Source organism: Azospirillum sp. Marseille-Q6669 (assembly GCF_965111635.1).
In genome coordinates this window covers 557,147-579,326 of sequence record NZ_CBCOOP010000006.1, presented here as the reverse complement: position 1 = coordinate 579,326, position 22,180 = coordinate 557,147, and the positions used below count along the sequence as shown (strand labels likewise).

Here is a 22,180-nt window from a genome sequence, read left to right as displayed (position 1 = left end):
TCGTTTTTTGAGGGATGGTTCCGTGGACACTGACCCCGCCCTTCCGACCTCACACATCGACCGGTTGACCGACCGTCTCGTCGCCTGCCTCGACGAGGGCGACGGCTCCGCCGCGGCCCGCTCCGCGGTGGTGGCGGTTCGCTCGGGTCCGCGCTCCTGGACCGCCGGCCTCGCCCGCGGCGGCGCGGCGCCTCCGCCGGTCACGGCCCGCTTTCTCGTCTACAGCATCACCAAGACCCTGACCGCCACCGCCCTGCTGCGGCTGTGCGAGCGGGGCCTGATCGACCTTGACGCTCCGCTGGACCGCTGGTTGCCGGACTTCGCGGCGGCCGACCGGATCACCCTGGCCCAACTGCTCGCCCACCGCGCCGGGCTGCGCAATTACGGCGGCAGCCCCGCCTACCACGCCGCTGTGCGGGCGGGCGAGGAGCCATGGAGCGAGGATGGCTTCCTGGAGCGCTGCCGCGCCGCCGACTTGTTCGCCGCGCCGGGGCGGGAATTCTCCTATTCCAACATCGGCTACCTGCTGGCGAAGCGGGTGCTGGAGCGGGTCACCGGCCTGTCCTTCGCCCAGGCCCTGGACCGTGAGCTGTTCCGCCCGCTGGGCCTGACCGGCTGGTCAGTGCCGACGGAACGCGACGACCTGTCCGGCCTATGGACCGGCCCCAGCCCCTATCTCGGCGGCAAGGACGGTCCGCCCGCCGATGTGGCCGCCCTCTACCATCCCGGCTGGGTGGCCCATGGCGTCGTGGCCGCGACGGCGCAGGACATCGCCGGCCTTCTCCACGCGCTGTTCGCGGGTGGCCTGCTGCCCAACGCCATGGCGGCGCGCATGCTCGACTCCGCCCCGGTGCCGGGAACCATGCGCGGGCGCCCCTGGGTGGAGCCGGGCTACGGCCTCGGCCTGATGGTGGAGCGCGACGGGCAGGCTGGGCCCTATTGGGGACACACCGGCGGCGGGCCTGGCGGGTCGGCCTGCGCCTACCACTTCCCCGCCCGCAAGCCGGGGGAGGAAGCGGTGACCGTCGCCCTCTTCACCGATGGCGAGGACAACGACCAGGCGGAATGGATGACCGTGGAGGCCGCGGAAATCCTGCGCGAGTGATTTCCGTCAGCGCCGCTCGAACAGCTCCATCTCCCCCTCCACGGGGGTGCGCCGCAGCGCCTGGAGATAGTCCATCTCCTGATGCACCGTCTCCAGCTCCGCCTCGGGGCGCAGCAGACGGCGAAAGGCCCGCCCGGTGGTCGGGAAGAAATGGACGCGCCGCCCCTTGTCCCCGCCCAGATCCTGCACGGCCAGCGCCAGCCCCTCCCGCCGCACATAGTCCACAGCGAAGGCGGCGTTGGCGGCACCGACGTCCAGGCTGGTGTCGATGACGCGCGCCGCCCCGAACAGCTTGACCTCCATCCGCTCGCGCCGGGCGCCGCGTGTCAGCAGGTCGTTGATCAGCCATTCCATCGCAACGCTGCCGTAGCGGGTCGCCACGCCGAAGCCCTCGCCGCCGGACGGAGAGCCGGGCAGCAGGAAATGGTTCATGCCGCCGACCCGGACCACCGGATCGTTGATGCAGGCGGCGACGCAGGAGCCGAGCGTGGTCACCAGCATGTCGTCGTCGCGGCTGGAGATCCGGTGATGGCCCAGCACCACCGGCACCACATAGGCTCCGAACTCACTGTCCAGGTAGCTGCCGTCGGTGCGCAGCCCGTCACCGTCCGCGCTGCAGCGGTCGACGCCGGCGGAGGATTGGAAGTGAAGCGGTCCGGACAGAGGCATCACTGTCAGCCTGCAAGGGACAAAGGCATGGACGATGGTAATCAATGGCAATTAAAGAAAATACAGCAAGTCCGCATACCCCGCCGACCTTTCAGCGTCCGCGACTGCGTTACAGCAGCACGACCCAGGACGCTTCCCGCCCCTTCGGCGCGGCGCGCGCCCGCAGCAGCACCCGCTGGCCGGACTCCAGGCCGGTCAAGTTGCAGCGGCGCAGGACGCTCTTGTGGACGAAGACGTCCTTGGCCCCGTCGTCCGCCGTGACGAATCCGAAACCCTGCTCCGGCTTGAACCACTTCACGGTGCCCGTCAGCTCCTCCTCGGGGCCGGACGCCGCGCCGTGGCGCGTGTTGCGGCTTTCAGCGGGCGTCCCGGTGCTCAGAACGTCCAAGATGTCAGCAACCTGCGGCCCCTTGTTCCCCGGAACCACCCGGCACAGAAGCTCCGCCCCTTCGCCGATCTCGTGCAGCCCGGCCCGGTTCAGGACAGAGATGTGCAGGAAGGCGTCGGTCGTCCCATCCTGCGGTGCTGCGAAGCCGAAACCCTTGATCGGATCGAACCATTTTACCGAAACGCGGAGCGGAGCCGCTTCGCCTGAGGAGGGAACATCCAGAACGTCGCTGGGATGCGAATCGGCTGAAGGCAAGGGTCCGATCCTTTCGGTCAAGGCGCAAGCGTGGAAAGCGGATCGTCCGCCGAACACGAATTTAGCCACACGGAAAATAGGGTTTCTAGCGTAATTTTTTCTTCACATCTGCCGTTTGCCTCTGGCGACGGCACCGTCACAGGGACCATTTCTCCGGATGAGGGGTTACAAAAAGGGCTACAATGCGCCAAAGGCCCGCAAACAAGCCCAAACAAACAAGAACCGATCATGGGAGGGATAACGATGATGGGGGATGCGGCCCGTACACTGCCGGACCAGAGCTGGACCCTGGGCTACCCACCCGATGTGGACTGGAACGCGCCGATTCCGGTGAAACCGCTGACCGCGCTGCTGGAAGACGCGGCGGCCCGTTTCGCCGAGCGTCCCTTCCTGGACTTCATGGGCAAGCGCTCGACCTACGCGGAGGTGGCGCGGATGGTGGACCGGGCCGCCCGCGGCTTCCAGGCGATCGGCGTCGGCAAGGGCGTGCGCGTCGGGCTGTTCCTGCCCAACACGCCCTATTTCGTGATCTGCTACTTCGCGATCCTGAAGGCCGGCGGGACGGTGGTGAACTTCAACCCCCTCTACGCCGAGCGGGAGCTGCACCACCAGATCACCGACAGCGGCGTCGAGCTGATGGTCACGCTCGACCTCACGGTGCTTTATGGCAAGATGGCGCGGATGCTCGCCGAATCGGGGCTGAAGCGGCTGGTGATCTGCCCGATGGCCGACATCCTGCCCTTCCCCAAGAACTGGCTGTTCCCCATCGTCAAGCGGGCGGAGCTGGCGCGCATCCCCGCGGACGACCGCCACCTGTCCTTCCGCCGGCTCGTCGCCAACGACGGCGCCCCGAAGCCGGTCGCCATCGACCCGGCGGAGGACGTGGCTGTGCTGCAATACACCGGCGGGACCACCGGCGTGCCCAAGGGCGCCATGCTGACCCACGCCAACCTCTACGCCAACACCGAGCAGTGCAGCCTGTGGTTCGTCGGCGCGCGGCAGGGTGAGGAGCGGATGCTGGGCGTTCTGCCCTTCTTCCACGTCTTCGCCATGACCGTGGTGATGAACTTCAGCATCCGCATCGGGGCGGAGATCGTCATGCTGCCCCGCTTCGAGCTGGACCAGGTGATGGAAACCATCCACACCAGGAAGCCGACGCTGTTCCCGGCGGTGCCGACCATCTACACGGCGATCAACCACCACAGGCATCTGGAGAAATACGACCTCTCCTCGATCCGCTACTGCCTGTCGGGCGGCGCGCCCCTGCCGGTGGAGGTCAAGGAGGCGTTCGAGCGGAACACCGGCTGCGTCCTGGTGGAGGGCTACGGCCTGTCCGAATCCTCTCCCGTCGCCACCGCGAATCCGATAACCGGGCTGAACAAGGCCGGCTCCATCGGCCTGCCCCTGCCCGGCACGCTGATCGAGATCGTCAGCCTGGAGGAGCCGCGCCGCGTCCTGCCCGTCGGCGAGAAGGGCGAGGTGTGCATCCGCGGCCCGCAGGTGATGAAGGGCTATTGGAACAAGCCGTCCGAAACGGCGCTGACCCTGGTGGACGGTCGCCTGCACACCGGCGACGTCGGCTACATGGACGAGGACGGCTACACCCACATCGTCGACCGCATCAAGGACATGATCCTGTGCAGCGGCTTCAACGTCTACCCGCGCAACGTGGAGGAGGCGATCTACCTGCACCCCGCCGTCGCGGAATGCGTGGTCGCCGGCCTGCCCGACGAGTACCGCGGCCAGACGGTGAAGGCTTACATCCGCGTCGACGACGGCAAGACCCTGACGCGCGAGGAATTGATCGACTTTCTCAAGGACAAGCTCTCCCCCATCGAGATGCCCAAGGCGGTCGAGTTCCGCGGCGAGCTGCCCAAGACGATGATCGGCAAGCTGTCGCGCAAGGCCCTGCTGGACGAGGAGGAGGAGCGGCGGAAGGGCGCATGAGGGGCGGCGCGCCCTTCCGGAACCGCAGGGTGGCCATACGCCCCACCCCACCTTGCGGCCCCGCCCCCGGACCCTATAAGGACGCTCGTCCTTTCTTTCGGTCCGGCGGCAAGGAAAAGCGCATGATCGTGGTCACCGGTGGGGCCGGTTTCATCGGCTCGAACCTCGTGGCGGCCCTGGCCGCGCGCGGAATCACCAACGTCGCGGTGATCGACCGCTTCGGCGACGGGGAGAAGTGGCAGAATCTCGCCAAGCGGGAACTCGCCACCCTCGTCGCTCCGGAGAACGCGCTCGCCTTCCTCGACCAGCACGCCGCCGAGATCGACGTGATCTTCCACCTCGGCGCCATCTCGGCGACGACGGAGCGCGACGTGGACAAGATCGTCGCCAACAACGTGGCGCTGACGCTGGACCTCTGGCGCTGGTCCTCCTGGCGGGGGGCGCGGCTGATCTACGCCTCCTCCGCCGCGACCTACGGCGACGGCTCCGCCGGCTTCGACGACGACGGGTCGCCGGAGGCGCTGGCGGCCCTGCGCCCGCTCAACGCCTATGGCTGGTCCAAGCATCTGATCGACCGCCGCGTCGCCCGCGTGGTGACGGAAGGCGACATCCTGCCGCCGCAATGGGCGGGCCTGAAGTTCTTCAACGTCTACGGCCCGAACGAGCGGCACAAGGACGACATGATGAGCGTCGTCGCCAAGCTGCACCCCAAGCTGAAGGCCGGGGAGCCGGCCCGCCTCTTCAAGTCGCACCGCCCGGAGTTCGAGGACGGCGGGCAGCTCCGCGACTTCATCTTCGTGGACGACTGCGTGGCGGTGATGCTCTGGCTGTACGACAACCCGCAGGTCAGCGGGTTGTTCAACGTCGGCACCGGCAAGGCCCGCAGCTTCAAGGATCTGGCGCTCGCCACCTTCGCCGCTCTGGGGCTGGAGCCGCGCGTCGAGTATTTCGACATGCCGGCCGAGCTTCAGGGCAAGTACCAGTATTTCACCGAGGCGCGCACCGAACGCCTGCGCGCCGCCGGATTCGACCAGCCCTTCACCGAGCTGGAAGAGGGCGTGCGCCGTTACGTCCAGGATTTCCTGTCGCAGCCCGACCCCTACCGCTGACGGTCCCGCCTCCCCCGTCGACGGGGGAAACGCCCAAACAACATAAGGCACCCGCCGCGCATGCTCGCCATCGCCTTCCCCGCCATCGACCCCGTGGCGTTCGAACTCGGGCCGATCGTCATCCGCTGGTACGCGCTGGCCTATCTGGCGGGCTTCGTGCTCGGCTGGCGCTACTGCCTGGCGCTGGCCCGCAGCACACCGGGCCGCCCCTCGGCGGAGGATTACGACGACTTCCTGACCTGGGCCGTGGTCGGCGTCATCCTGGGCGGGCGGATCGGCTACGTGCTGTTCTACAACCTGCCCTTCTACCTCCAGAATCCACTCGACGCGCTGATGGTCTGGCACGGCGGCATGTCCTTCCACGGCGGGCTGATCGGCGTGTTGGGCGCGATCCTGCTGTTCTGCTGGAAGCGGGGCCTGTCGCCACTGGCCTTCGGCGACCTGATCGCCGCGGCGGCCCCCATCGGGCTGTTCTTCGGCCGCATCGCCAACTTCATCAACGGCGAGCTGTACGGCCGCCCGGCGCCCGACGTGTCCTGGGCCGTGGTGTTCCCGCGCGACCCGCTGCAGGTGCCGCGGCACCCCAGCCAGCTCTATGAAGCCTTCCTGGAAGGGGCGGTTCTGTTCGTCCTCCTGGCCATCCTGGTGCGGATGCCGGCTGTGCGCGGTCGGGCCGGCATGACGGCGGGCATCTTCTTCATCGGCTACGGCCTGTCGCGAATCATCGCGGAGTTCTTCCGCGAGCCGGATGCGCAGCTGGGCTTCCTCTACGCCGGGGCGACGATGGGACAACTTCTGTCGGTGCCGATGGTTCTGTTCGGTGTGTGGCTGGTCGCCCAGGCCCGCCGCCGTCCCGCCGCCGCCTGAGTTCGGAAGGTCCCGTCATGAGTGATGCCGCCCCGGACAGCCTCGCCCACCACCTCGCCCGCCGCATCATGATGGACGGGCCGCTGTCGGTTGCCGCCTTCATGGCGGAGGCGCTGGGGCATCCGCGCTTCGGCTACTACATGCGCCAGGACCCCTTCGGCGTGTCCGGCGACTTCACCACCGCCCCGGAAATCAGCCAGATGTTCGGCGAGCTGGCCGGGCTGTGGTGCGTCGACACCTGGGCGCGGCTGGGCGGCCCGGCCCCCGTCCATCTGGTGGAGCTGGGGCCGGGCCGCGGCACGCTGATGCAGGACGCCCTGCGCGCCGCCGCGCTCGTCCCCGCCTTCCGCGAGGCCGCCCAGGTCCATCTCGTCGAGACCAGCCCGACGCTGCGCGCCCGCCAGAAGGAAACCCTGGCCGGCCTTCCGGTCGCTTGGCACGACCGGCTGGAGGACGTGCCCGAAGGCCCGACCCTGATCCTCGCCAACGAGTTCTTCGACGCCCTGCCCATCCGTCAGGTTCAGAAGACCAACCACGGCTGGTTCGAGCGGCTGATCGACATCGACCCCGCCGCATCCGCCGATATGACTGCCGACACGCCCCGCTTCCGCTTCGTCCTGGAGGCCTTCGGCAGCGCCGGCGCCCGTCTGATCCCGACGGCCCTGCGCGACGCGCCGGAGGGCAGCGTGGTCGAGGTCTCCCCGGCGTCCCAGGCGGTGGCCCGCCTGATCGGGGAGCGTCTGGCCGCCCACCCCGGCGCGGCGCTGGTGATCGACTACGGCTACCGCGGCGGGCCGGCGGTCGGCGACACGCTCCAGGCGCTGCGCCGCCACGCCTACGCCCCCGTGCTGGACGCGCCGGGCGAGGCCGACCTGACCGCCCATGTGGATTTCGCCGCCATCGCCGCCGCGGCGCGCGAGGGTGGAGCGGAGAGCTTCGGCCCGGTGGACCAGGGCGACTGGCTGGTCCGGCTGGGCATCCAGCCGCGCGCCGCCGCGCTGAAGCGCAACGCCACGGCGAAGCAGGCCGCGGACATCGACTCCGCACTGGCCCGCTTGATCGCGCCCGACCAAATGGGCACCCTCTTCAAGGCGATGGCCCTCGCCTCCCCCGGCCTGGGCTCACCGGCGGGCTTCGAAAGCCCGGATCTGGCATCCTAGACACTGGCATCCGAACAAGAGACCGCGACAGCAAAGGGACGGGTTCGTGATTACGCTTGGCGCGCTGAACGACATCACCCACATCCGACACGCCTTCTTCACCCGCACCGGCGGCGTGTCGACGGGGCTGTACGCCTCGCTGAACGTCGGCTTCGGCTCCGGGGACGCGCCCGCCGCCGTGGCGGAGAACCGCGCGCGCGCCGCCGCCCGCATGGACGTTCCGCCGGAGCGGCTCGTCACCTGCTATCAGGTGCACAGCCCGACCTGCGTCGCCGTGACCGAGCCCTGGACGCCCGATCAGGCGCCGCACGCCGATGCGATGGCGACCGACCGTCCAGGGATCGCGCTGGGCATCCTGACCGCCGACTGCGCCCCGGTGCTGTTCGCCGACGAGAAGGCCCGCGTCATCGGCGCCGCCCATGCCGGCTGGAAGGGCGCCAAGGGCGGCGTTCTGGAGGCGACCATCGCGCGGATGGAGGAGTTGGGCGCCAAGCGCAACCGCATCGTCGCCGCCATCGGCCCCTGCATCGCCCAGCGCTCCTACGAGGTCGGGCCGGAATTCCCCGCCTCCTTCCTGGATGAGGACCCGCGCAACCGCGATTACTTCGCGCCGGCCCGCCGCCCGGATCATTTCCTGTTCGATCTGGCCGGCTACATCACCCGCCGCCTGGGCGACACCGGGGTGGAGATCATCCAGCGCTGCCCCAACGACACGGTGGTCGAGGAGGACCGCTTCTTCAGCTACCGCCGGTCCTGCCTGCGTGGCGAGAAGGACTATGGGCGCGGCCTGTCGGCCATCGTCCTTCAGGGCTGAACACGACAGAAAAGTTCCCGCCCGAAATTTGTTCTTACCTCTGACTGATTGCGATACGACCTATTTCAGGTAAGATCGATTCTCAAGGGTGAGGGCATTCCGGAGAGGGAGACGCCGGCATGACGATGGACGCGCACCGGGACGACACGCATCGGGGCGATTGGCGCAGCGCGCGGATGGTGCTCGACAACGGCGGGTTGGACGCTGACCACCGGATGCAGCACGAGCTGATCCGCCGCTTCGTCGCCCTGCCGGGCGAGGAATCCGGGCGCAAGCCGGCGCTGGCCCTGCTGAGCGAGCTGCGCCGCGTCTCGGTCCGCCATTTCCTGCGGGAAGAGCGGGTCCAGGCCTCGATGCGCTACCCGCATCTGGAGGAGCACCGGGCGCAGCACCGCCGGCTGGCCACCCTGCTGGACGACATCATCGGACAGGTGGACGCCGAGGAGTCGGCCTTCGAGTACGGCTATGTGAAGGCCAAGGCGGACGAGCTTCTGCAATTCTGGTTCTTCGACCATTTCGTGAAGGCCGACCTGCCCATGAAATCGCACCTTGCGAAGTTCGCTGTGCGGTGATGCGCAAGCGTCCTGCCGCCACGCCTGCGCCATGCGGGAATCGCAGGGCCGGCTGGCTGCGGCGTCTTGAACCGCCCGTCATGGAACGTTTACATAGGTGCGCCCCTTTGTTATGGTCCGCCGCGTTTTCAAGGGGCGGCGTCGGCAAGGGACTGACGGGCGCACCGGAACCTATTCCCTGCAGAGAGAGCCGACTGCGATGAAGGTGCTTGCCGGCAACAGCAACCGTCCGCTGGCCGAGGCCATCTCCACCTGTCTCGGCGTGCCGCTGACCAAAGCGAGCATCCGCCGTTTTTCGGACATGGAGGTGTTCGTCGAAATCCTGGAGAACGTGCGCGGCGAAGACGTGTTCGTGGTCCAGTCGACGTCGTTCCCGGCCAACGACAACCTGATGGAGCTGCTGGTCACCATCGACGCCCTGCGTCGCGGGTCGGCCCGGCGCATCACGGCGGTCCTCCCCTACTACGGCTATGCGCGCCAGGATCGCAAGACCGGCCCGCGCACGCCGATCTCGGCCAAGCTGGTCGCCAACCTGATCACCCAGGCCGGCGCCAACCGCGTGCTGACCATGGACCTGCATGCGGGCCAGATCCAGGGCTTCTTCGACATCCCGACCGACAACCTGATGGCCGCCCCGGTGTTCGAGAAGGACATCCGCGCGACCTTCGAGGACATCGGCGAGGTGACGATGGTGTCGCCCGACGTCGGCGGCGTGGTGCGCGCCCGCTCGCTGGCCAAGCGGCTGGACGCCGATCTCGCCATCATCGACAAGCGGCGTGAGCGCGCCGGCGTGTCGGAGGTGATGAACATCATCGGCGACGTCAAGAACCGTCGATGCATCCTGCTCGACGACATCGTGGATTCGGGCGGCACGCTGTGCAACGCCGCGGTCGCCCTGATGGACGCCGGCGCGAAGTCGGTCCACGCCTATTGCACCCACGGCGTCCTGTCCGGCGGTGCGGTGGCCCGCGTCGCCGTGTCGCCGCTGGAGCAGCTGGTCACCACCGACAGCATCCAGGCGACCGAGGCCGTGCGCGTGTCCCGCAACATCCGCCAGCTCACCATCGCCCCGCTGCTCGCCGACGCGATCACCCGCATCAGCGAGGAGCGTTCGGTGTCGAGCCTGTTCTCCTAACGGCGCCGGACCACACGCAAAAAGCCCTTCCCCTTCGCAGGGGAAGGGCTTTTTTCATGGGCGCCATCTTTTCATAAGGGCCATCCGGGAGTTTCCGGACTCTTTCCTTGACGCCGTGTCCCGCATGGCTTAATCACCGCGCCCACGCGTCAGCACCCCTGGAGGCTGGCGCTTTTTTCCGTTCAAGGAGTTCTTCCGATGACGCAGATCGTTCCGCTCAGCGCCGAAGCGCGCGACCGGGCCGGCAAGGGGACCGCCCGCCAGACCCGTCGTGATGGCCGTATCCCGGCCGTGATCTACGGTGGCAAGCAGGCCCCCATCATGATTTCGCTGGAGAAGTTCACGTTCACCCGTGTTCTGAACCAGGCGGGCTTCTTCACGCACCTGTTCGACGTCACCGTCGATGGCGCCACCCACCGGGTCCTGCCGCGCGACGTGCAGTTCCATCCGGTCACCGACGTCCCGCTGCACGTCGACTTCCTGCGCGTCTCCGCCGAAACCCGCACCACCGTGCAGGTTCCGGTCGAGTTCGTCGACCAGGAGAAGTCGCCGGGCCTGAAGCGCGGCGGCGTGCTCAACATCGTCCGCCACGAGCTGGACGTGACCGTCTCCGCCGGCAACATCCCGGAGCAGATCACGATCTCGTGCGAGGGCTACGACGTCGGCGATTCGATCCACATCTCTTCGGTGAAGCTGCCGGAGGGTGTCGCCTCGACCATCACCGACCGCGACTTCACGATCGCCACGATCGTCGCCCCGTCGGGCCTGAAGTCCGAAGAGGCCGAGAGCACCGAGGCCGCCGCTTCCTGATCGGAAGCCGCCTTTGGGGTTGCGACAGGGGGCTTCGGCCCCCTGTTTCGTTTCCGGCTTATGCCGTTTCGCGATGAGGAGAGTTCGCCATGCTGCTGCTGGTGGGATTGGGCAACCCTGGCGCCGAATACGCGCGCAACCGGCACAACATCGGCTTCATGGCGGTGGAGGAGATCGCCCGCCGCCACGGTTTCGGCCCCTGGCGCAAGCGCTTCCAGGGCCAGACCGCCGAGGGCACGATAGGCGGCGAGAAGGTGATCGCCCTGGAGCCGCTGACCTTCATGAACCTGTCCGGCCAGTCGGTCACCGCGGCCGTCCAGTTCTTCAAGATGAAGCCCGAGGACGTCGTCGTCATCCATGACGAGCTGGACCTGCCGCCCGGCAAGCTCCGGGTGAAGAAGGGCGGCGGGCATGGCGGGCACAACGGCCTGCGCTCCATCGACGCGCATCTCGGCAAGGAATACTGGCGCATCCGCCTGGGCATCGGCCATCCGGGCGACAAGGACCGGGTCAGCGGCTATGTGCTCCACGACTTCGCCAAGGCCGAGCAGAGCTGGCTCGACCCGCTGATCGACGCCGTCGCCGACGCCTTCCCGCTGGTCGTGAAGGGGCAGGCCGAGAACTTCATGAACAGGGTCACCCTGGCGACCGCGCCCGCCAAATAGACGGGATCACGCCTCCGCCGGGGCGCCGCCGCGGCCGGTCCAGACCGCCAGCAGGCCCTTCTGCAGCAGGATGAAGACGAACAGCAGGACGCCGATGGCGATCTTGGTCCACCAGCTGCTCAGGCTGCCGTCGAAGGTGATGTAGGTCTGGATCAGGCCCTGGATCAGCACGCCGATGAACGTGCCGATCACGTAGCCGTAGCCGCCGGTCAGCTGGGTGCCGCCGATCACCACCGCGGTGATGGTGTCCAGCTCCACCCCCGTCGCCGCCAGCGAATAGCCGGCCCCGGTGTAGAGCGAGAAGACGATCCCCGCCAGCCCGGCCAGCAGCCCCGACAGGGCGTAGACCGCCACCGTGGTGCGGCCGACCGGCACGCCCATCAGCTCCGCCGACTGCCGGTTGCCGCCAAGCGCGTAGAGGTTGGCGCCGAAGCGTGTCCAATGGGCGCACACCACCGCAGCCGCCACCACGCCCAGCATCAGCAGCGCCGGCAGGGTCAGCTTGCCCCCGCCGTCGAAGCGCAGCGCGAGTTCGCCCAGCTCGGCGTAGAGCGGGTGGTTGATCGGAATTGAATCGGTGCTCAGCACGAAGCCGAGGCCGCGGGCGACGAACATGCCGGCGAGCGTGACGATGAAGGGCGGCATCTGGAAGACGTGGATCACGGCGCCCATCGCCGCCCCGAAGCCGCCGGCCACCGCCAGCGCCACGGCGAAGGCGGACAAGGGGTGCCAGCCGCCCTGCTCGATCAGCACCGCCAGCAGCACGGTGGTGAAGCCGATCACCGCCCCCACCGACAGGTCGATGCCGCCCGACAGGATCACGAAGGTCATGCCGACCGCGGTGATGCCGAGAAAGGCGTTGTCGGTCAGCAGGTTGCCGACGACCCGCAGCGAGGCGAAGTTGGGGAATTGCGCGGCGCAGAGCAGGAAGCCGACCACCAGGACGGCGGTGGTGACCAGCAGGGGAAGGAAGCGGTGGATCATGGCGTCACGCTCCCGCGCTCGGGCTTTGGCTCTCGGGCTTGGCCCGTGGCGGGGTCGGTGCCCGGACCGGCCGGGGGCCGGCGGGGCGCGGCAGGAACAGCGTCAGGGTCGGTGACTGCAGCAGCAGGACCACCATCAGGACGCCTGCTTTGACGATCAGGTTGAACTCCGGCTTGAAGCCGCTCAGCAGGATGCCGGTGTTCATCGCCTGGATGGTCAGCGCCCCGACCACGGACAGCAGCAGCCCAAACCGGCCGCCGAGCAGCGAGGTGCCGCCGACCACCACCGCCAGGATGGCGTCCAGCTCCAGCCACAGGCCGGCGTTGTTGGCGTCGGCGCCGCGGATGTCGGCGGCGACCACCAGGCCGGCGACGGCGGCGCACAGGCCGCACCAGACATAGACGGCGATCAGCACGACCGGCGTGTTGACGCCCGCCCCGGCGCTGGACAGTCGGTTGACGCCGACCGCCTCGATCATCAGCCCCAGCGCGGTCATCCGGACCAGCAGTGCGGTCACCCCCAGCAGGACGGCGGTGATGACCACCGGCATCGGCACGGTCAGGAACGACCCGCTGCCGATGAAGGCGAGGCCGGGGCTGGTGAAGGTGACGATCTGCCCCTCGGTGACCAGCTGGGCGATGCCGCGGCCGGCGACCATCAGGATCAGGGTGGCGACGATCGGCTGGATGCGCAGGACCGCCACCAGAAGCCCGTTCCACAGGCCGCAGAGCAGCCCGGCCCCCAGCGATGCCGCCAGAACCGGAGCCAAGCCCCAGCCCGCCTGGGTCAGGGTGGCGGCGACCGCGCCGGAAATCGCCATCACCGCGCCCACCGACAGGTCGACGCCGCGGGTGGCGATGACCATGGTCATGCCGATGGCGAGCAGCGCCACCGGGGCGCCGCGGTTCAGCACGTCGACCAGACTGCCGAACAGCCGGCCGTCCTGCAGGCGGATGGAAAAGAAGTCGGGGAAGAGCAGCCAGTTGGCCAGCAGCACGGCGGCCAGCGCGCCGTATTGCGGCAGGTTGCGCGACGGGCCGGGGACCGGCCGCGTCATGGGCGCGCCTCCTCGGGAACGGGTTCCGACGCGATGGCGGCGACGATGCGGTCCACGGCGACCTCCCCTCCCCTCAGCTCCGCCACATGGCGGCGGTCGCGCAGCACGACCACGCGGCGGCTGTAAGCGACGATCTCCTCCAGCTCCGACGAGACGACCAGCAGGGCCATGCCGTCGGCGCACAGCCGCTCGATCAGGCGGATGATCTCGGCGTGGGCACCGACGTCAATGCCGCGCGTCGGCTCGTCGAGGATCAGCAGGCGCGGCTCGGTCGCCAGCCAGCGGGCCAGCAGCGCCTTCTGCTGGTTGCCGCCGGACAGCAGCTGGATCGGCTGCTCCGCGTGCGGCGTGCGGATGTCGAGCAGGCGGATGAAGCGGTCGGCGATCTCCTCCTGGCGGCGGCGCGGGATCGGCCGCAGCCAGCCCTGCCGCGCCTGGAGCGCCAGGATGATGTTCTCGCGCACCGACAGCGCGCCGACGATGCCCTCCTTCTTGCGGTCCTCCGGGCAGAAGCCGAAGCCGAGCCGGATGGCGTCGCGCGGCCCGCGCAGCCGCACCGCTTGGCCGTCCACCGCCGCCTCGCCGCGGTCGGCGCGGTCCATGCCGAAGACCAGCCGCGCCGTCTCCGTCCGGCCGGAGCCGAGCAGCCCGGCGAGCCCCACAACCTCGCCGGGGCGGATGTCGAGGTCGAAGGGCTCGACGCTGCGCGCCTTGCCGTAGCCGCGGAACCGGACCAGCGGCGGCCGGGCGTCCTCCTCCGCGTCATCGAACGGCGGGGCGATGCGGTGGGCCGCCGCTTCGAGCTCCCGCCCCAGCATCATGGCGACGAGGTCGAGGCGCGGCAGCTCCGCGGTGCGCCGCTCCCCCACCAGACGGCCGTTGCGCAGCACGGTGATGCGGTCGCACAGCGCGTAGACCTGATCGAGGAAATGGGTGACGAAGACGATGCCGATGCCGCGCGACCGCAGGGTCCGCATCACCTTGAAGAGAACCGCCACCTCCTGCGCGTCGAGGCTGGCGGTCGGCTCGTCGAGGATCAGAACCTTGGCCGACATGTCCACCGCACGGGCGATGGCGACGATCTGCTGCGTCGCCACCGAGAAGCGGCCGAGCGGCGCCGTCACGTCGAGGGTCAGACCGTAGGGGATCAGCACCGCCCGCGCCCGCCGCCGCATGGCGCCGCGGTCGACCAGACCAAAACGCATGGGCTGCCGGCCGAGGAACAGGTTCTCCGCCACCGACAGGTTCGGCAGCAGGTTCACCTCCTGATAGACGGTGCCGATGTGCAGTCGCTGCGCCTCCTCCACGCCGCGGGGAGCGATGGCCCGCCCCTCCAGCGTCACGGTGCCGGCGTCGCGCTGGTAAACACCGGTCAGGGTCTTGATCAGCGTCGACTTGCCGGCGCCATTCTCGCCGAGAAGGGCGTGGATCTCGCCGTGACGCACGGTGAAATCGACGCCGTCCAGCGCTTGGACGCCCAGGAAGGCCTTGGACAGGCCGCGCACCGCCAGCAGCGGCGGGGACGCGGTGGGGGTGGGGTCCGTCATGCGGATGGCCTCGCCGGCGATGCGTCGGGACGCCGGGTCAGTAGGCGTCCTTGCGGCGTTCGTACTCCGCCTTGGCGGTGTCAGGGGTGAACAGCGCCGATTCCGTCTGGATCCATTTCGGCGGCGCCTTGCCGTCCTTCTTGAAGGCGATCAGAGCGTCGAAGGCCGGGCCGGCCATGTTCGGCGTCAGCTCCACGGTCGCGTTCGCCTCGCCCTCGGCCATCGCCTTGAAGATGTCGGGCACGCCGTCGATGGACACGACCAGGATGTCCTTGCCCGGCTTCAGCCCGGCCTCCTTGATCGCCTGGATGGCGCCGACCGCCATGTCGTCGTTGTGGGCGTAGACCGCGCATATGCCCTTGCCGCCGTTCTCCGCCTTGATGAAGCTCTCCATCACCTCCTTGCCCTTGGCGCGGGTGAAGTCGCCGGACTGGGTGCGGACGATCTTCATGCCGGGGGTCTTGGCGACGACCTCGTCGAAGCCCTTCTTGCGGTTGATGGCGGGGGAGGAGCCGACGGTGCCCTGGAGTTCGACCACGTTGCAGGTGCCGCCGGACTGCTTGGCCAGCCATTCGCCGGCGACCCGGCCTTCGAGCACCGTGTCGGAGGTGACGGCGGTCATGTAGAGGCCGGGGTCCCGGGTCTCGATCTGGCGGTCGAGCAGGACGACGGGGATCTTCGCCTCCTTGGCCTCCTTCAGCACCGAATCCCAGCCGGTCGCCACCACGGGGGCGATGAAGATGGCGTCCACGCCCTGGGCAACGAAGGAGCGCACGGCCTTGATCTGGTTCTCCTGCTTCTGCTGGGCGTCGGAGATCTTCAGGTCGATCCCGCGCTTCTCGGCCTCCGTCTTGGCGGTCTTGGTCTCGGCGGCGCGCCAGCCCGATTCCGAGCCGATCTGCGAGAAGCCGACCACCAGCTTCTTGTCGGCGGCCTGCGCACCGCCGAGCCCGATCAACAAGGCCGCGGCGGCAGCGGCGGAGATCAGCCATGTCCTGGACATACCGTTTCACTCCCCTGGGTGTCTTGTCATCGATCCGGGCGGCGCCCGTTCGCATCTGTTCGTTGCGCCAACATTAGGCGCCGAAAACCATATCTGTCCAATACGATTCTCGACCGAAGCGATACCGAAACCGGCATGATCGCCCGATGCGGGCAGAGCGTTGCCGGTCCTTCCCTCACCTCTGTCCTTTTCTCAGGCTTGGCCGGGCACGCCGTCGATCCGCCGCCACAGGCCGAGCGGATTGCCGTCGCGCAGCGCCTCCGGCAGCAGGGCGGCGGGAATGTCCTGGTAGCAGACCGGGCGCAGGAAGCGCCGGATCGCCAAGGTGCCGACCGAGGTGGTCCGGCTGTCCGAGGTCGCCGGGAAGGGGCCGCCATGCACCATGGCGTGGCAGACCTCGACGCCGGTCGGCCAGCCGTTGGCCAGGATGCGCCCCGCCTTGCGTTCCAGCGTCGGCAGCAGGGCGGCCACGGCGGCGCCGTCCGCCGGGTCCATCTGCACGGTCGCGGTGAGCTGGCCCTCCAGCCGCTCGGCGACGGTCCGCATCGCCGCGACGTCCGGGCAGCGGATCAGCAGCGACGCCGCCCCGAACACCTCGTCCTGCAAGGCCGGGTCGGCGAGGAAGGCGTCGGCCGTCGTGCCGAACAGGGCGGCCTGCGCCTGGTTCGGGCCGGAACAGGCCAGCCCGCGGGCGAGCGTCGCCACGGCGGCGCTGCCGGAGAGCCGCGCCACCCCCGAATCATAGGCGGCGTGGATACCTGGGGTCAGCATGGTCAAGGCGGCGCTGCCGCCCAGCGCGTCCACCGCAGTGGCCACGAAGCGGTCGAGGTCCGGCCCGTCGACGCCCAGCAGGATGCCGGGGTTGGTGCAGAATTGGCCGGCGCCCATGGTCAGCGAGGCCACGAAGCCCTTGCCCAGCGCCTCGGCCCGCGCCCCCAGAGCCGCCGGCATCAGAAAAACCGGGTTGATGCTGCTCATCTCCGCATAGACCGGGATCGGTTCGGGCCGGCGGGCCGCCGCTTCCATCAAAGCGAGGCCGCCGCCGCGCGAACCGGTGAAGCCCACCGCCTTGATGCGTGGGTCGGTGACGAGCGCCGTTCCGATGGGGTTGCCGACGCCGAACAGCAGCGAGAAGACGCCCTCGGGCAGACCGCAGGAGACCACCGCCGCCCGGATGGCCCGGCCGACCAGCTCCGACGTGCCGGGATGGGCGGAGTGGCCCTTGACCACCACCGGGCAGCCGGCGGCAAGCGCCGACGCGGTGTCGCCGCCGACGACCGAGAAGGCCAGCGGAAAATTCGACGCGCCGAACACCGCGACCGGACCGAGCGGGATGTGGCGCTGCCGGACGTCGGGGCGCGGCAGCGGCTGGCGCTCCGGCTGGGCCGGGTCGATGCGGGCCTCCAGCCAGCCGCCCTCGCGCACCGTCTGGGCGAACAGACGGAGCTGGCCGACCGTGCGGCCCCGCTCCCCCTCCAGCCGCGGGCGCGGCAGGCCGCTCTCGGCCATGGCGCGGACGATCAGCGCGTCGCCGAGGTCGAGGAGGTTCGCGGCGATGGTCTCCAGGAAGGCGGCCCGCGCCTCCAGCCCGGTCTCGCGGAAGGCGTCGAAGGCGGCCCAGGCCAGCGCGCAGGCGCGCTCGACCTCCGCCGCCCCTCCGCCGCCGAAGACCGGCTCCAGCGCCGCGCCGGTGGCGGGATCGACGGCGCGGAAGGCGCCGTCGGAGCCGCGGTGGCTCTCGGCGCCGATCAGCATCTCGCCGGTGATGGTCGTCATCAGGGGTCTCCCGGTTTGGCGAGGGGTGGCGCCGCCCTCAGCGCGCCCAGCGCAGGACCAGCGGGTCGAGGCGGCGGGCGGCGTCGAGCAGGCCGGCACGGCTGGCCGGAGGCGGGTCCGCCAGCGGGTGGCGCACGGCGTCGCAGGCGATGATGCCGCCCTCCTTCATCAGGATCTTGGCGGTGGCGAGCCCGCACTGGCGGTTCTCGTGGTTGATCAGCGGCAGCCAGCGCCCATAGGCGGCCACCGCCGCCTCGCGGTCGCCGGCCAGGAAGGGGTCGATGATCTGGCGGATGCCGTCGGGATAGCCGCCACCCGTCATGGCGCCGGTGGCCCCGGCGTCGAGATCGGCCAGCAGGGTGATGGCCTCCTCGCCGTCCCACGGCCCTTCGATGGCGTCGCCGCCCAGCTCGATCAGCCGGCGCAGCTTGGCGGCGGCCTGCGGCACCTCGATCTTGAAGTAGGCGACGTTGGCGATCTCCTGCGCCATGCGGGCCAGCAGCTCCGCGGACAGCGGGGTGCCGCTGACCGGGGCGTCCTGGATCATGATCGGGATGTCGATGGCGTCGGACACCCGCTGGAAGAAGGCGGTGATGCCCGCCTCGGGCACGCGGATGGTGGCGCCGTGGTAGGGCGGCATGACCATCACCATGGCGGCCCCCAGCTCCTGGGCGCGGCGGCTGCGCGCGGCGCAGGCGGCGGTGCTGAAATGGGTGGTGGTGACGATGACCGGCACCCTCCCGGCGACGTGGCCGAGGATGGTCTCCATCAGCACGTCGCGCTCGGCGTCGGTCAGCACGAACTGCTCGGAGAAGTTGGCGAGGATGCACAGGCCGTCGGAGCCGGCGTCGATCATGAAATCGACGCAGCGCGTCTGCCCGGCGAGGTCGAGGTCCCCCGTCTCGGTGAAGATGGTGGGGACGACGGGGAACACTCCCCGATAGGGGCGGGCGCTGGAGGCCATGGCCGTTGGGGTCCTTCTGTCGGGTATGCGGAGGAGCCGGTCAGCCGGGCGGGCGCCCGAAGCGGCCGGGCGGCAGGCCGCGAACGCCGGGATCGCACTCGAACAGCGCGCCGGCCAGCGGTTCGTCGGGGCGGCCGTCGCGGCCGATGCCGTGCGCGGCGGTGGTCACGAACAGCCGGTCCAGGGCGGGGCCGGCGAAGACGCAGGAGGTGACGCGCGACACCGGCAGCGTGATTGCGCGGTCCAGCGTGCCGTCGGGCCGGAAGCGGCTGACCCGCCCACCGTCCCAATGGGCGACCCACAGGCCGCCCTCGGCGTCGCAGGTCATGCCGTCGGGATAGCCGTCGCCCTCGGCGAAGCGGATGTGGGCGCGCTTTCCGGACAGCCGCCCCGCGCCGTCGAGGTCGAAGGCGTGGATCGTCCGCGCCGCGCTGTCGGTGTGGTAGAGCGTCCGCCCGTCCGGCGCCAGGGCCGGGCCGTTGGCGACGGTGTAGCCCTCGTCCACACGCAAGATCGACCCGTCGGGGTCGAGTCGGTGGAAGGCGCCGGACGGCGTTTCCTCCCCGTCGTCCATGCTGCCGATCCACAGGCGCCCCTGCGCGTCGGCCTTGGCGTCGTTCAGCCGGTTGCCCAGCCGGTCGGGGTCGATCCGCGCCAGTTCCCCGGCGATCACCACGCGGCCCGGCTCCAACCGCAGGCGGACCACCCGGCGCGAACGCAGCCCGGCGATGAAGCCGTCGCCATCGGCGCATTCCACCAGCCAGCAGGCGGCGTCCTCCAGCGCCCAGTGTGTTTGGGACCCGTCGTGGAGCCCGTGGCGCAGAATCCGCGATCCGTGGATGTCGACGAAGAAGACGGCGCCCTGCCCCGGCGACCACAGCGGGCCTTCGCCCAGGAGCGCCCGGGCGGGCCAGACGCAACGAACCTCCTGCGGCATGCCGTCTCGCCTCCCCTTCCCGGTCCCGTCCTGAATTTTGTTGACCACGCCAACAATAGAGAGCGTTCTGATACGCGTCCAATACGAATATCGGCGCCGGCGATACGAGATTTCGTATGCCGGCGGCGTCGCCAGACCGGAGGCCCCCGCCCGTGACCCCGCACCGTTTCCCGGCCAACTGGTTCCTCAAGGCCCGGCTGAAGCTGCGCCATCTCCAGCTGTTCGTGGCGCTGGACGAGCACCGCAACCTGCACCGCGCCGCCGCCAGCCTGAACATGTCGCAGCCCGCCGCCTCGAAGCTGCTGGGCGACTTGGAAGACTCCCTGGGCGTCACCCTGTTCGAGCGCCATGGCCGCGGCGTCGAGCCGAACTGGTACGGCAGCCTGATGATCCGGCACGCGCGGGCGATCCTCAGCGGCTTGCAGGAGGCGGGGGAGGAGCTGAACGACCTGCTGGCCGGCCACAGCGGCAGCGTCTCCATCGGCACGGTGATGGCCCCGGCGGTGGAGCTGGTGGTGCCGGTGATCACCACGCTGACCCGCGATCATCCCGACCTGAAGATCGCCGTGGCGGTGGAGACCAGCGACGTGCTGGCCGAGCGGGTGCAGCAGGGCGTCATGGATTTCGCGGTTGGCCGCCTGCCCGGCCATGTCGACGCCGCGTGCTTCGACTATCAGGAGATCAGCAGCGAAGAACTGTGCTTCGTCTGCCGCGACGGCCACCCGCTGCTGCGGCTCGGCCGCCCGCTGACCGCCGCCGATCTGGTGGACGCCACCTGGATTCTCCAGCCCCTGGGGAGCCTGCTGCGCAGCCGGGTGGAGGCGCTGTTCCGCGCCGAGGGGGTTCCGCCGCCGCGCAAGGTGATCGAAAGCGCTTCCCCAGTCATCTCTCTGGCGATGGTCGCCGAGAACGATTCGGTCACCGTCTTCGCCCGCGCGCTCGCCCAGGTGTTCTCCCCCACCGGCAGCTGCACCATCGTGCCCTTCCACAAGCGCTTCAGCGTCGAGCCCTACGGCATTTTCTGGCTGAAGGACCGCCCGCTGTCGCCGGGTGCCCGCACCGCCCTGGCCGCCTTGCGGGCGGCGTCCGACGCGAAGATGCGCCGCGCGCTGGAAACGCCGCAGCCCAGCCCTGCAAGTGATACCGAAATGCGTATGGATTCCACCAATAATCGTATTTGACAGTTATGGTTTTTCGGCCGATTGCTAGCCTTACAAACATTGCGCCACCCGACACCCGTTCAAGAGCCGCGGGTGTGGCCAACCCGGTGCCGCAGAAGGGGGAGGAAATCGGCCCATGTCTTCGTTCACGACCACACTGGCCGGGATGGCCATCGGCGTGCTGGCCCTCACCGTCGCCGCCGCACCGACACTGGCGCAGGACAAACCCACCGTCGGCATCGCGATGCCCACCAAGTCCTCGGCCCGCTGGATCGACGACGGCAACAACATGGTCAAGCAGTTCCAGGCCAAGGGCTACAAGACCGACCTGCAATACGCCGAGGACGACATCCCCAACCAGCTCGCCCAGATCGAGACGATGGTCGCCAAGAACAGCAAGGTTCTGGTGATCGCCGCCATCGACGGCACGACGCTGACCGACGTGCTGCAGCAGGCCAAGGACCGCGGCGTGAAGGTCATCGCCTACGACCGGCTGATCCGCGGGTCGGAGAATGTGGACTATTACGCGACCTTCGACAATTTCCAGGTCGGCGTGCTGCAAGGCAGCTACATCGTCGACGCACTGGGCCTGAAGGACGGCAAGGGTCCTTTCACCATCGAGCTGTTCGGCGGCTCCCCCGACGACAACAACGCCTATTTCTTCTACAACGGCGCCATGTCGGTGCTGCAGCCCCACATCGACAGCGGCAAGCTGAAGGTGGGCAGCGGTCAGGTGGGCATGGACAAGGTGTCCACCCTGCGCTGGGACGGCGCCACCGCCCAGGCCCGCATGGACAACCTGCTGAGCGCCTTCTACGGCAACCGCCGCGTCGACGCCGTGCTGTCGCCCTACGACGGGATCAGCATCGGCATCATCTCCTCCCTGAAGGGGGTCGGCTACGGCTCGCCGTCGCAGCCGATGCCGGTGGTGACCGGGCAGGACGCCGAAGTGCCCTCGATCAAGTCGATCCTGGCGGGCGAGCAGCGCGCCACCGTCTTCAAGGACACCCGCGAACTGGCCCGGGTCACGGTCGAGATGGTCGACGCGGTGCTGGGCGGCGGCACGCCGCCGGTCAACGACACCAAGACCTACGACAACGGCAAGAAGGTCGTCCCGGCCTACCTGCTGAAGCCGGTCAGCGTGGACGCGTCGAACTGGAAGAGCACGCTGGTCGACAGCGGCTACTACACCGAAGCCCAGTTCAAGTGACGAAGCGCCGCGGGGGGGGGGCGCCAACCGGCGCGCCCCGCGACCG

At 69.3% G+C, this 22,180-nt stretch carries 21 protein-coding genes; 12 read left to right on the top strand and 9 right to left on the bottom strand.

Translation table 11 applies throughout. The annotated features are described in order from the left end of the window. Positions 1-22 precede the first annotated feature (22 nt). Positions 23-1,105, top strand: a complete 1,083-nt coding sequence (locus tag ACWPXE_RS31220; protein ID WP_454020929.1) for a serine hydrolase domain-containing protein — start codon at positions 23-25, stop codon at positions 1,103-1,105. Positions 1,106-1,111: 6 nt separating this feature from the next. On the opposite strand, the gene ACWPXE_RS31215 is transcribed toward ACWPXE_RS31220, so the two are convergent. Further along, entirely contained in the window at positions 1,112-1,774 is a 663-nt protein-coding gene (locus ACWPXE_RS31215; RefSeq protein ID WP_454020928.1) for a chemotaxis protein, read from the bottom strand. A 109-nt stretch (positions 1,775-1,883) separates the two neighbouring features. Then, positions 1,884-2,417 (bottom strand): cold-shock protein, encoded by a 534-nt coding sequence (locus ACWPXE_RS31210; RefSeq protein WP_454020927.1) that lies wholly within the window; start codon positions 2,415-2,417, stop codon positions 1,884-1,886. 246 nt (positions 2,418-2,663) lie between these two features. Here ACWPXE_RS31210 and ACWPXE_RS31205 point away from each other — a divergent pair, with 246 nt between their 5' ends. From ACWPXE_RS31205 to pth, 9 genes are all read left to right on the top strand, one after another. Continuing rightward, positions 2,664-4,364 carry a long-chain-fatty-acid--CoA ligase gene (locus ACWPXE_RS31205; protein ID WP_454020983.1) on the top strand — a complete coding sequence of 567 codons (1,701 nt, stop codon included), beginning with the start codon at positions 2,664-2,666 and terminating at the stop codon, positions 4,362-4,364. Positions 4,365-4,486: 122 nt separating this feature from the next. Beyond that, positions 4,487-5,473, top strand: a complete 987-nt coding sequence (gene rfaD / locus ACWPXE_RS31200) for an ADP-glyceromanno-heptose 6-epimerase (protein ID WP_174440122.1) — start codon at positions 4,487-4,489, stop codon at positions 5,471-5,473. Between the two features lie 60 nt (positions 5,474-5,533). Continuing rightward, entirely contained in the window at positions 5,534-6,340 is an 807-nt protein-coding gene (gene lgt / locus ACWPXE_RS31195; RefSeq protein ID WP_237907942.1) for a prolipoprotein diacylglyceryl transferase, read from the top strand. Between the two features lie 17 nt (positions 6,341-6,357). Beyond that, a complete protein-coding gene (locus ACWPXE_RS31190) occupies positions 6,358-7,500 on the top strand; it encodes a class I SAM-dependent methyltransferase (protein WP_454020926.1) in 1,143 nt (380 codons plus the stop codon). 46 nt (positions 7,501-7,546) lie between these two features. Beyond that, a complete protein-coding gene (pgeF, locus tag ACWPXE_RS31185; protein ID WP_454020925.1) occupies positions 7,547-8,314 on the top strand; it encodes a peptidoglycan editing factor PgeF in 768 nt (255 codons plus the stop codon). 119 nt (positions 8,315-8,433) lie between these two features. Beyond that, on the top strand, positions 8,434-8,886 hold the full coding sequence (locus ACWPXE_RS31180; RefSeq protein ID WP_454020924.1) for a bacteriohemerythrin: 453 nt from the start codon (positions 8,434-8,436) through the stop codon (positions 8,884-8,886). 199 nt (positions 8,887-9,085) lie between these two features. Continuing rightward, a complete protein-coding gene (locus tag ACWPXE_RS31175) occupies positions 9,086-10,021 on the top strand; it encodes a ribose-phosphate pyrophosphokinase (protein ID WP_014199935.1) in 936 nt (311 codons plus the stop codon). 198 nt (positions 10,022-10,219) lie between these two features. Continuing rightward, the gene (locus ACWPXE_RS31170) at positions 10,220-10,831 is read left to right on the top strand and encodes a 50S ribosomal protein L25/general stress protein Ctc (protein ID WP_376998382.1); all 612 of its coding nucleotides are present in this window, start codon (positions 10,220-10,222) and stop codon (positions 10,829-10,831) included. Between the two features lie 89 nt (positions 10,832-10,920). Beyond that, a complete protein-coding gene (gene pth, locus ACWPXE_RS31165; RefSeq protein WP_454020923.1) occupies positions 10,921-11,496 on the top strand; it encodes an aminoacyl-tRNA hydrolase in 576 nt (191 codons plus the stop codon). 6 nt (positions 11,497-11,502) lie between these two features. Here pth and yjfF read toward each other — a convergent pair whose 3' ends face one another. From yjfF to ACWPXE_RS31130, 7 genes are all read right to left on the bottom strand, one after another. Then, positions 11,503-12,480 carry a galactofuranose ABC transporter, permease protein YjfF gene (gene yjfF / locus ACWPXE_RS31160; protein WP_454020922.1) on the bottom strand — a complete coding sequence of 326 codons (978 nt, stop codon included), beginning with the start codon at positions 12,478-12,480 and terminating at the stop codon, positions 11,503-11,505. 4 nt (positions 12,481-12,484) lie between these two features. Beyond that, entirely contained in the window at positions 12,485-13,537 is a 1,053-nt protein-coding gene (locus ACWPXE_RS31155; RefSeq protein ID WP_454020921.1) for an ABC transporter permease, read from the bottom strand. After that, a complete protein-coding gene (gene ytfR / locus ACWPXE_RS31150) occupies positions 13,534-15,084 on the bottom strand; it encodes a galactofuranose ABC transporter, ATP-binding protein YtfR (RefSeq protein WP_454020920.1) in 1,551 nt (516 codons plus the stop codon). Before ytfR ends, ACWPXE_RS31155 begins: the two co-directional genes overlap by 4 nt. A gap of 37 nt (positions 15,085-15,121) precedes the next feature. Next, complete coding sequence (gene ytfQ / locus ACWPXE_RS31145) at positions 15,122-16,087, bottom strand: galactofuranose ABC transporter, galactofuranose-binding protein YtfQ (RefSeq protein WP_454020919.1); 966 nt, start codon at positions 16,085-16,087, stop codon at positions 15,122-15,124. 192 nt (positions 16,088-16,279) lie between these two features. Beyond that, positions 16,280-17,863 (bottom strand): aldehyde dehydrogenase (NADP(+)), encoded by a 1,584-nt coding sequence (locus ACWPXE_RS31140; RefSeq protein WP_454020918.1) that lies wholly within the window; start codon positions 17,861-17,863, stop codon positions 16,280-16,282. A gap of 37 nt (positions 17,864-17,900) precedes the next feature. Then, positions 17,901-18,827 carry a dihydrodipicolinate synthase family protein gene (locus tag ACWPXE_RS31135; protein ID WP_454020917.1) on the bottom strand — a complete coding sequence of 309 codons (927 nt, stop codon included), beginning with the start codon at positions 18,825-18,827 and terminating at the stop codon, positions 17,901-17,903. A 40-nt stretch (positions 18,828-18,867) separates the two neighbouring features. Then, positions 18,868-19,764: an SMP-30/gluconolactonase/LRE family protein gene (locus ACWPXE_RS31130; protein ID WP_454020916.1), complete on the bottom strand. Its 897-nt coding sequence runs from the start codon at positions 19,762-19,764 to the stop codon at positions 18,868-18,870. Positions 19,765-19,916: 152 nt separating this feature from the next. On the opposite strand from ACWPXE_RS31130, the gene ACWPXE_RS31125 reads away from it, so the two are divergent. Both ACWPXE_RS31125 and chvE read left to right on the top strand, forming a co-directional pair. Then, positions 19,917-20,945, top strand: coding sequence for a LysR family transcriptional regulator (locus ACWPXE_RS31125; protein ID WP_454020915.1), 1,029 nt, complete (start codon positions 19,917-19,919; stop codon positions 20,943-20,945). A 115-nt stretch (positions 20,946-21,060) separates the two neighbouring features. Further along, positions 21,061-22,134 (top strand): multiple monosaccharide ABC transporter substrate-binding protein, encoded by a 1,074-nt coding sequence (gene chvE / locus ACWPXE_RS31120; protein WP_454020914.1) that lies wholly within the window; start codon positions 21,061-21,063, stop codon positions 22,132-22,134. Positions 22,135-22,180 lie beyond the last annotated feature (46 nt).

Coding starts and splice junctions, on each gene's coding strand:
- ACWPXE_RS31215 (WP_454020928.1), bottom strand. CDS start 1,774: ATGCCTCTGTCCGGACCGCTTCACTTCCAATCCTCCGCCGGCGTCGAC.
- ACWPXE_RS31205 (WP_454020983.1), top strand. CDS start 2,664: ATGGGGGATGCGGCCCGTACACTGCCGGACCAGAGCTGGACCCTGGGC.
- rfaD (WP_174440122.1), top strand. CDS start 4,487: ATGATCGTGGTCACCGGTGGGGCCGGTTTCATCGGCTCGAACCTCGTG.
- lgt (WP_237907942.1), top strand. CDS start 5,534: ATGCTCGCCATCGCCTTCCCCGCCATCGACCCCGTGGCGTTCGAACTC.
- ACWPXE_RS31190 (WP_454020926.1), top strand. CDS start 6,358: ATGAGTGATGCCGCCCCGGACAGCCTCGCCCACCACCTCGCCCGCCGC.
- ACWPXE_RS31180 (WP_454020924.1), top strand. CDS start 8,434: ATGACGATGGACGCGCACCGGGACGACACGCATCGGGGCGATTGGCGC.
- ACWPXE_RS31175 (WP_014199935.1), top strand. CDS start 9,086: ATGAAGGTGCTTGCCGGCAACAGCAACCGTCCGCTGGCCGAGGCCATC.
- ACWPXE_RS31170 (WP_376998382.1), top strand. CDS start 10,220: ATGACGCAGATCGTTCCGCTCAGCGCCGAAGCGCGCGACCGGGCCGGC.
- pth (WP_454020923.1), top strand. CDS start 10,921: ATGCTGCTGCTGGTGGGATTGGGCAACCCTGGCGCCGAATACGCGCGC.
- yjfF (WP_454020922.1), bottom strand. CDS start 12,480: ATGATCCACCGCTTCCTTCCCCTGCTGGTCACCACCGCCGTCCTGGTG.
- ACWPXE_RS31155 (WP_454020921.1), bottom strand. CDS start 13,537: ATGACGCGGCCGGTCCCCGGCCCGTCGCGCAACCTGCCGCAATACGGC.
- ytfR (WP_454020920.1), bottom strand. CDS start 15,084: ATGACGGACCCCACCCCCACCGCGTCCCCGCCGCTGCTGGCGGTGCGC.
- ytfQ (WP_454020919.1), bottom strand. CDS start 16,087: ATGTCCAGGACATGGCTGATCTCCGCCGCTGCCGCCGCGGCCTTGTTG.
- ACWPXE_RS31140 (WP_454020918.1), bottom strand. CDS start 17,863: ATGACGACCATCACCGGCGAGATGCTGATCGGCGCCGAGAGCCACCGC.
- ACWPXE_RS31135 (WP_454020917.1), bottom strand. CDS start 18,827: ATGGCCTCCAGCGCCCGCCCCTATCGGGGAGTGTTCCCCGTCGTCCCC.
- ACWPXE_RS31130 (WP_454020916.1), bottom strand. CDS start 19,764: ATGCCGCAGGAGGTTCGTTGCGTCTGGCCCGCCCGGGCGCTCCTGGGC.
- chvE (WP_454020914.1), top strand. CDS start 21,061: ATGTCTTCGTTCACGACCACACTGGCCGGGATGGCCATCGGCGTGCTG.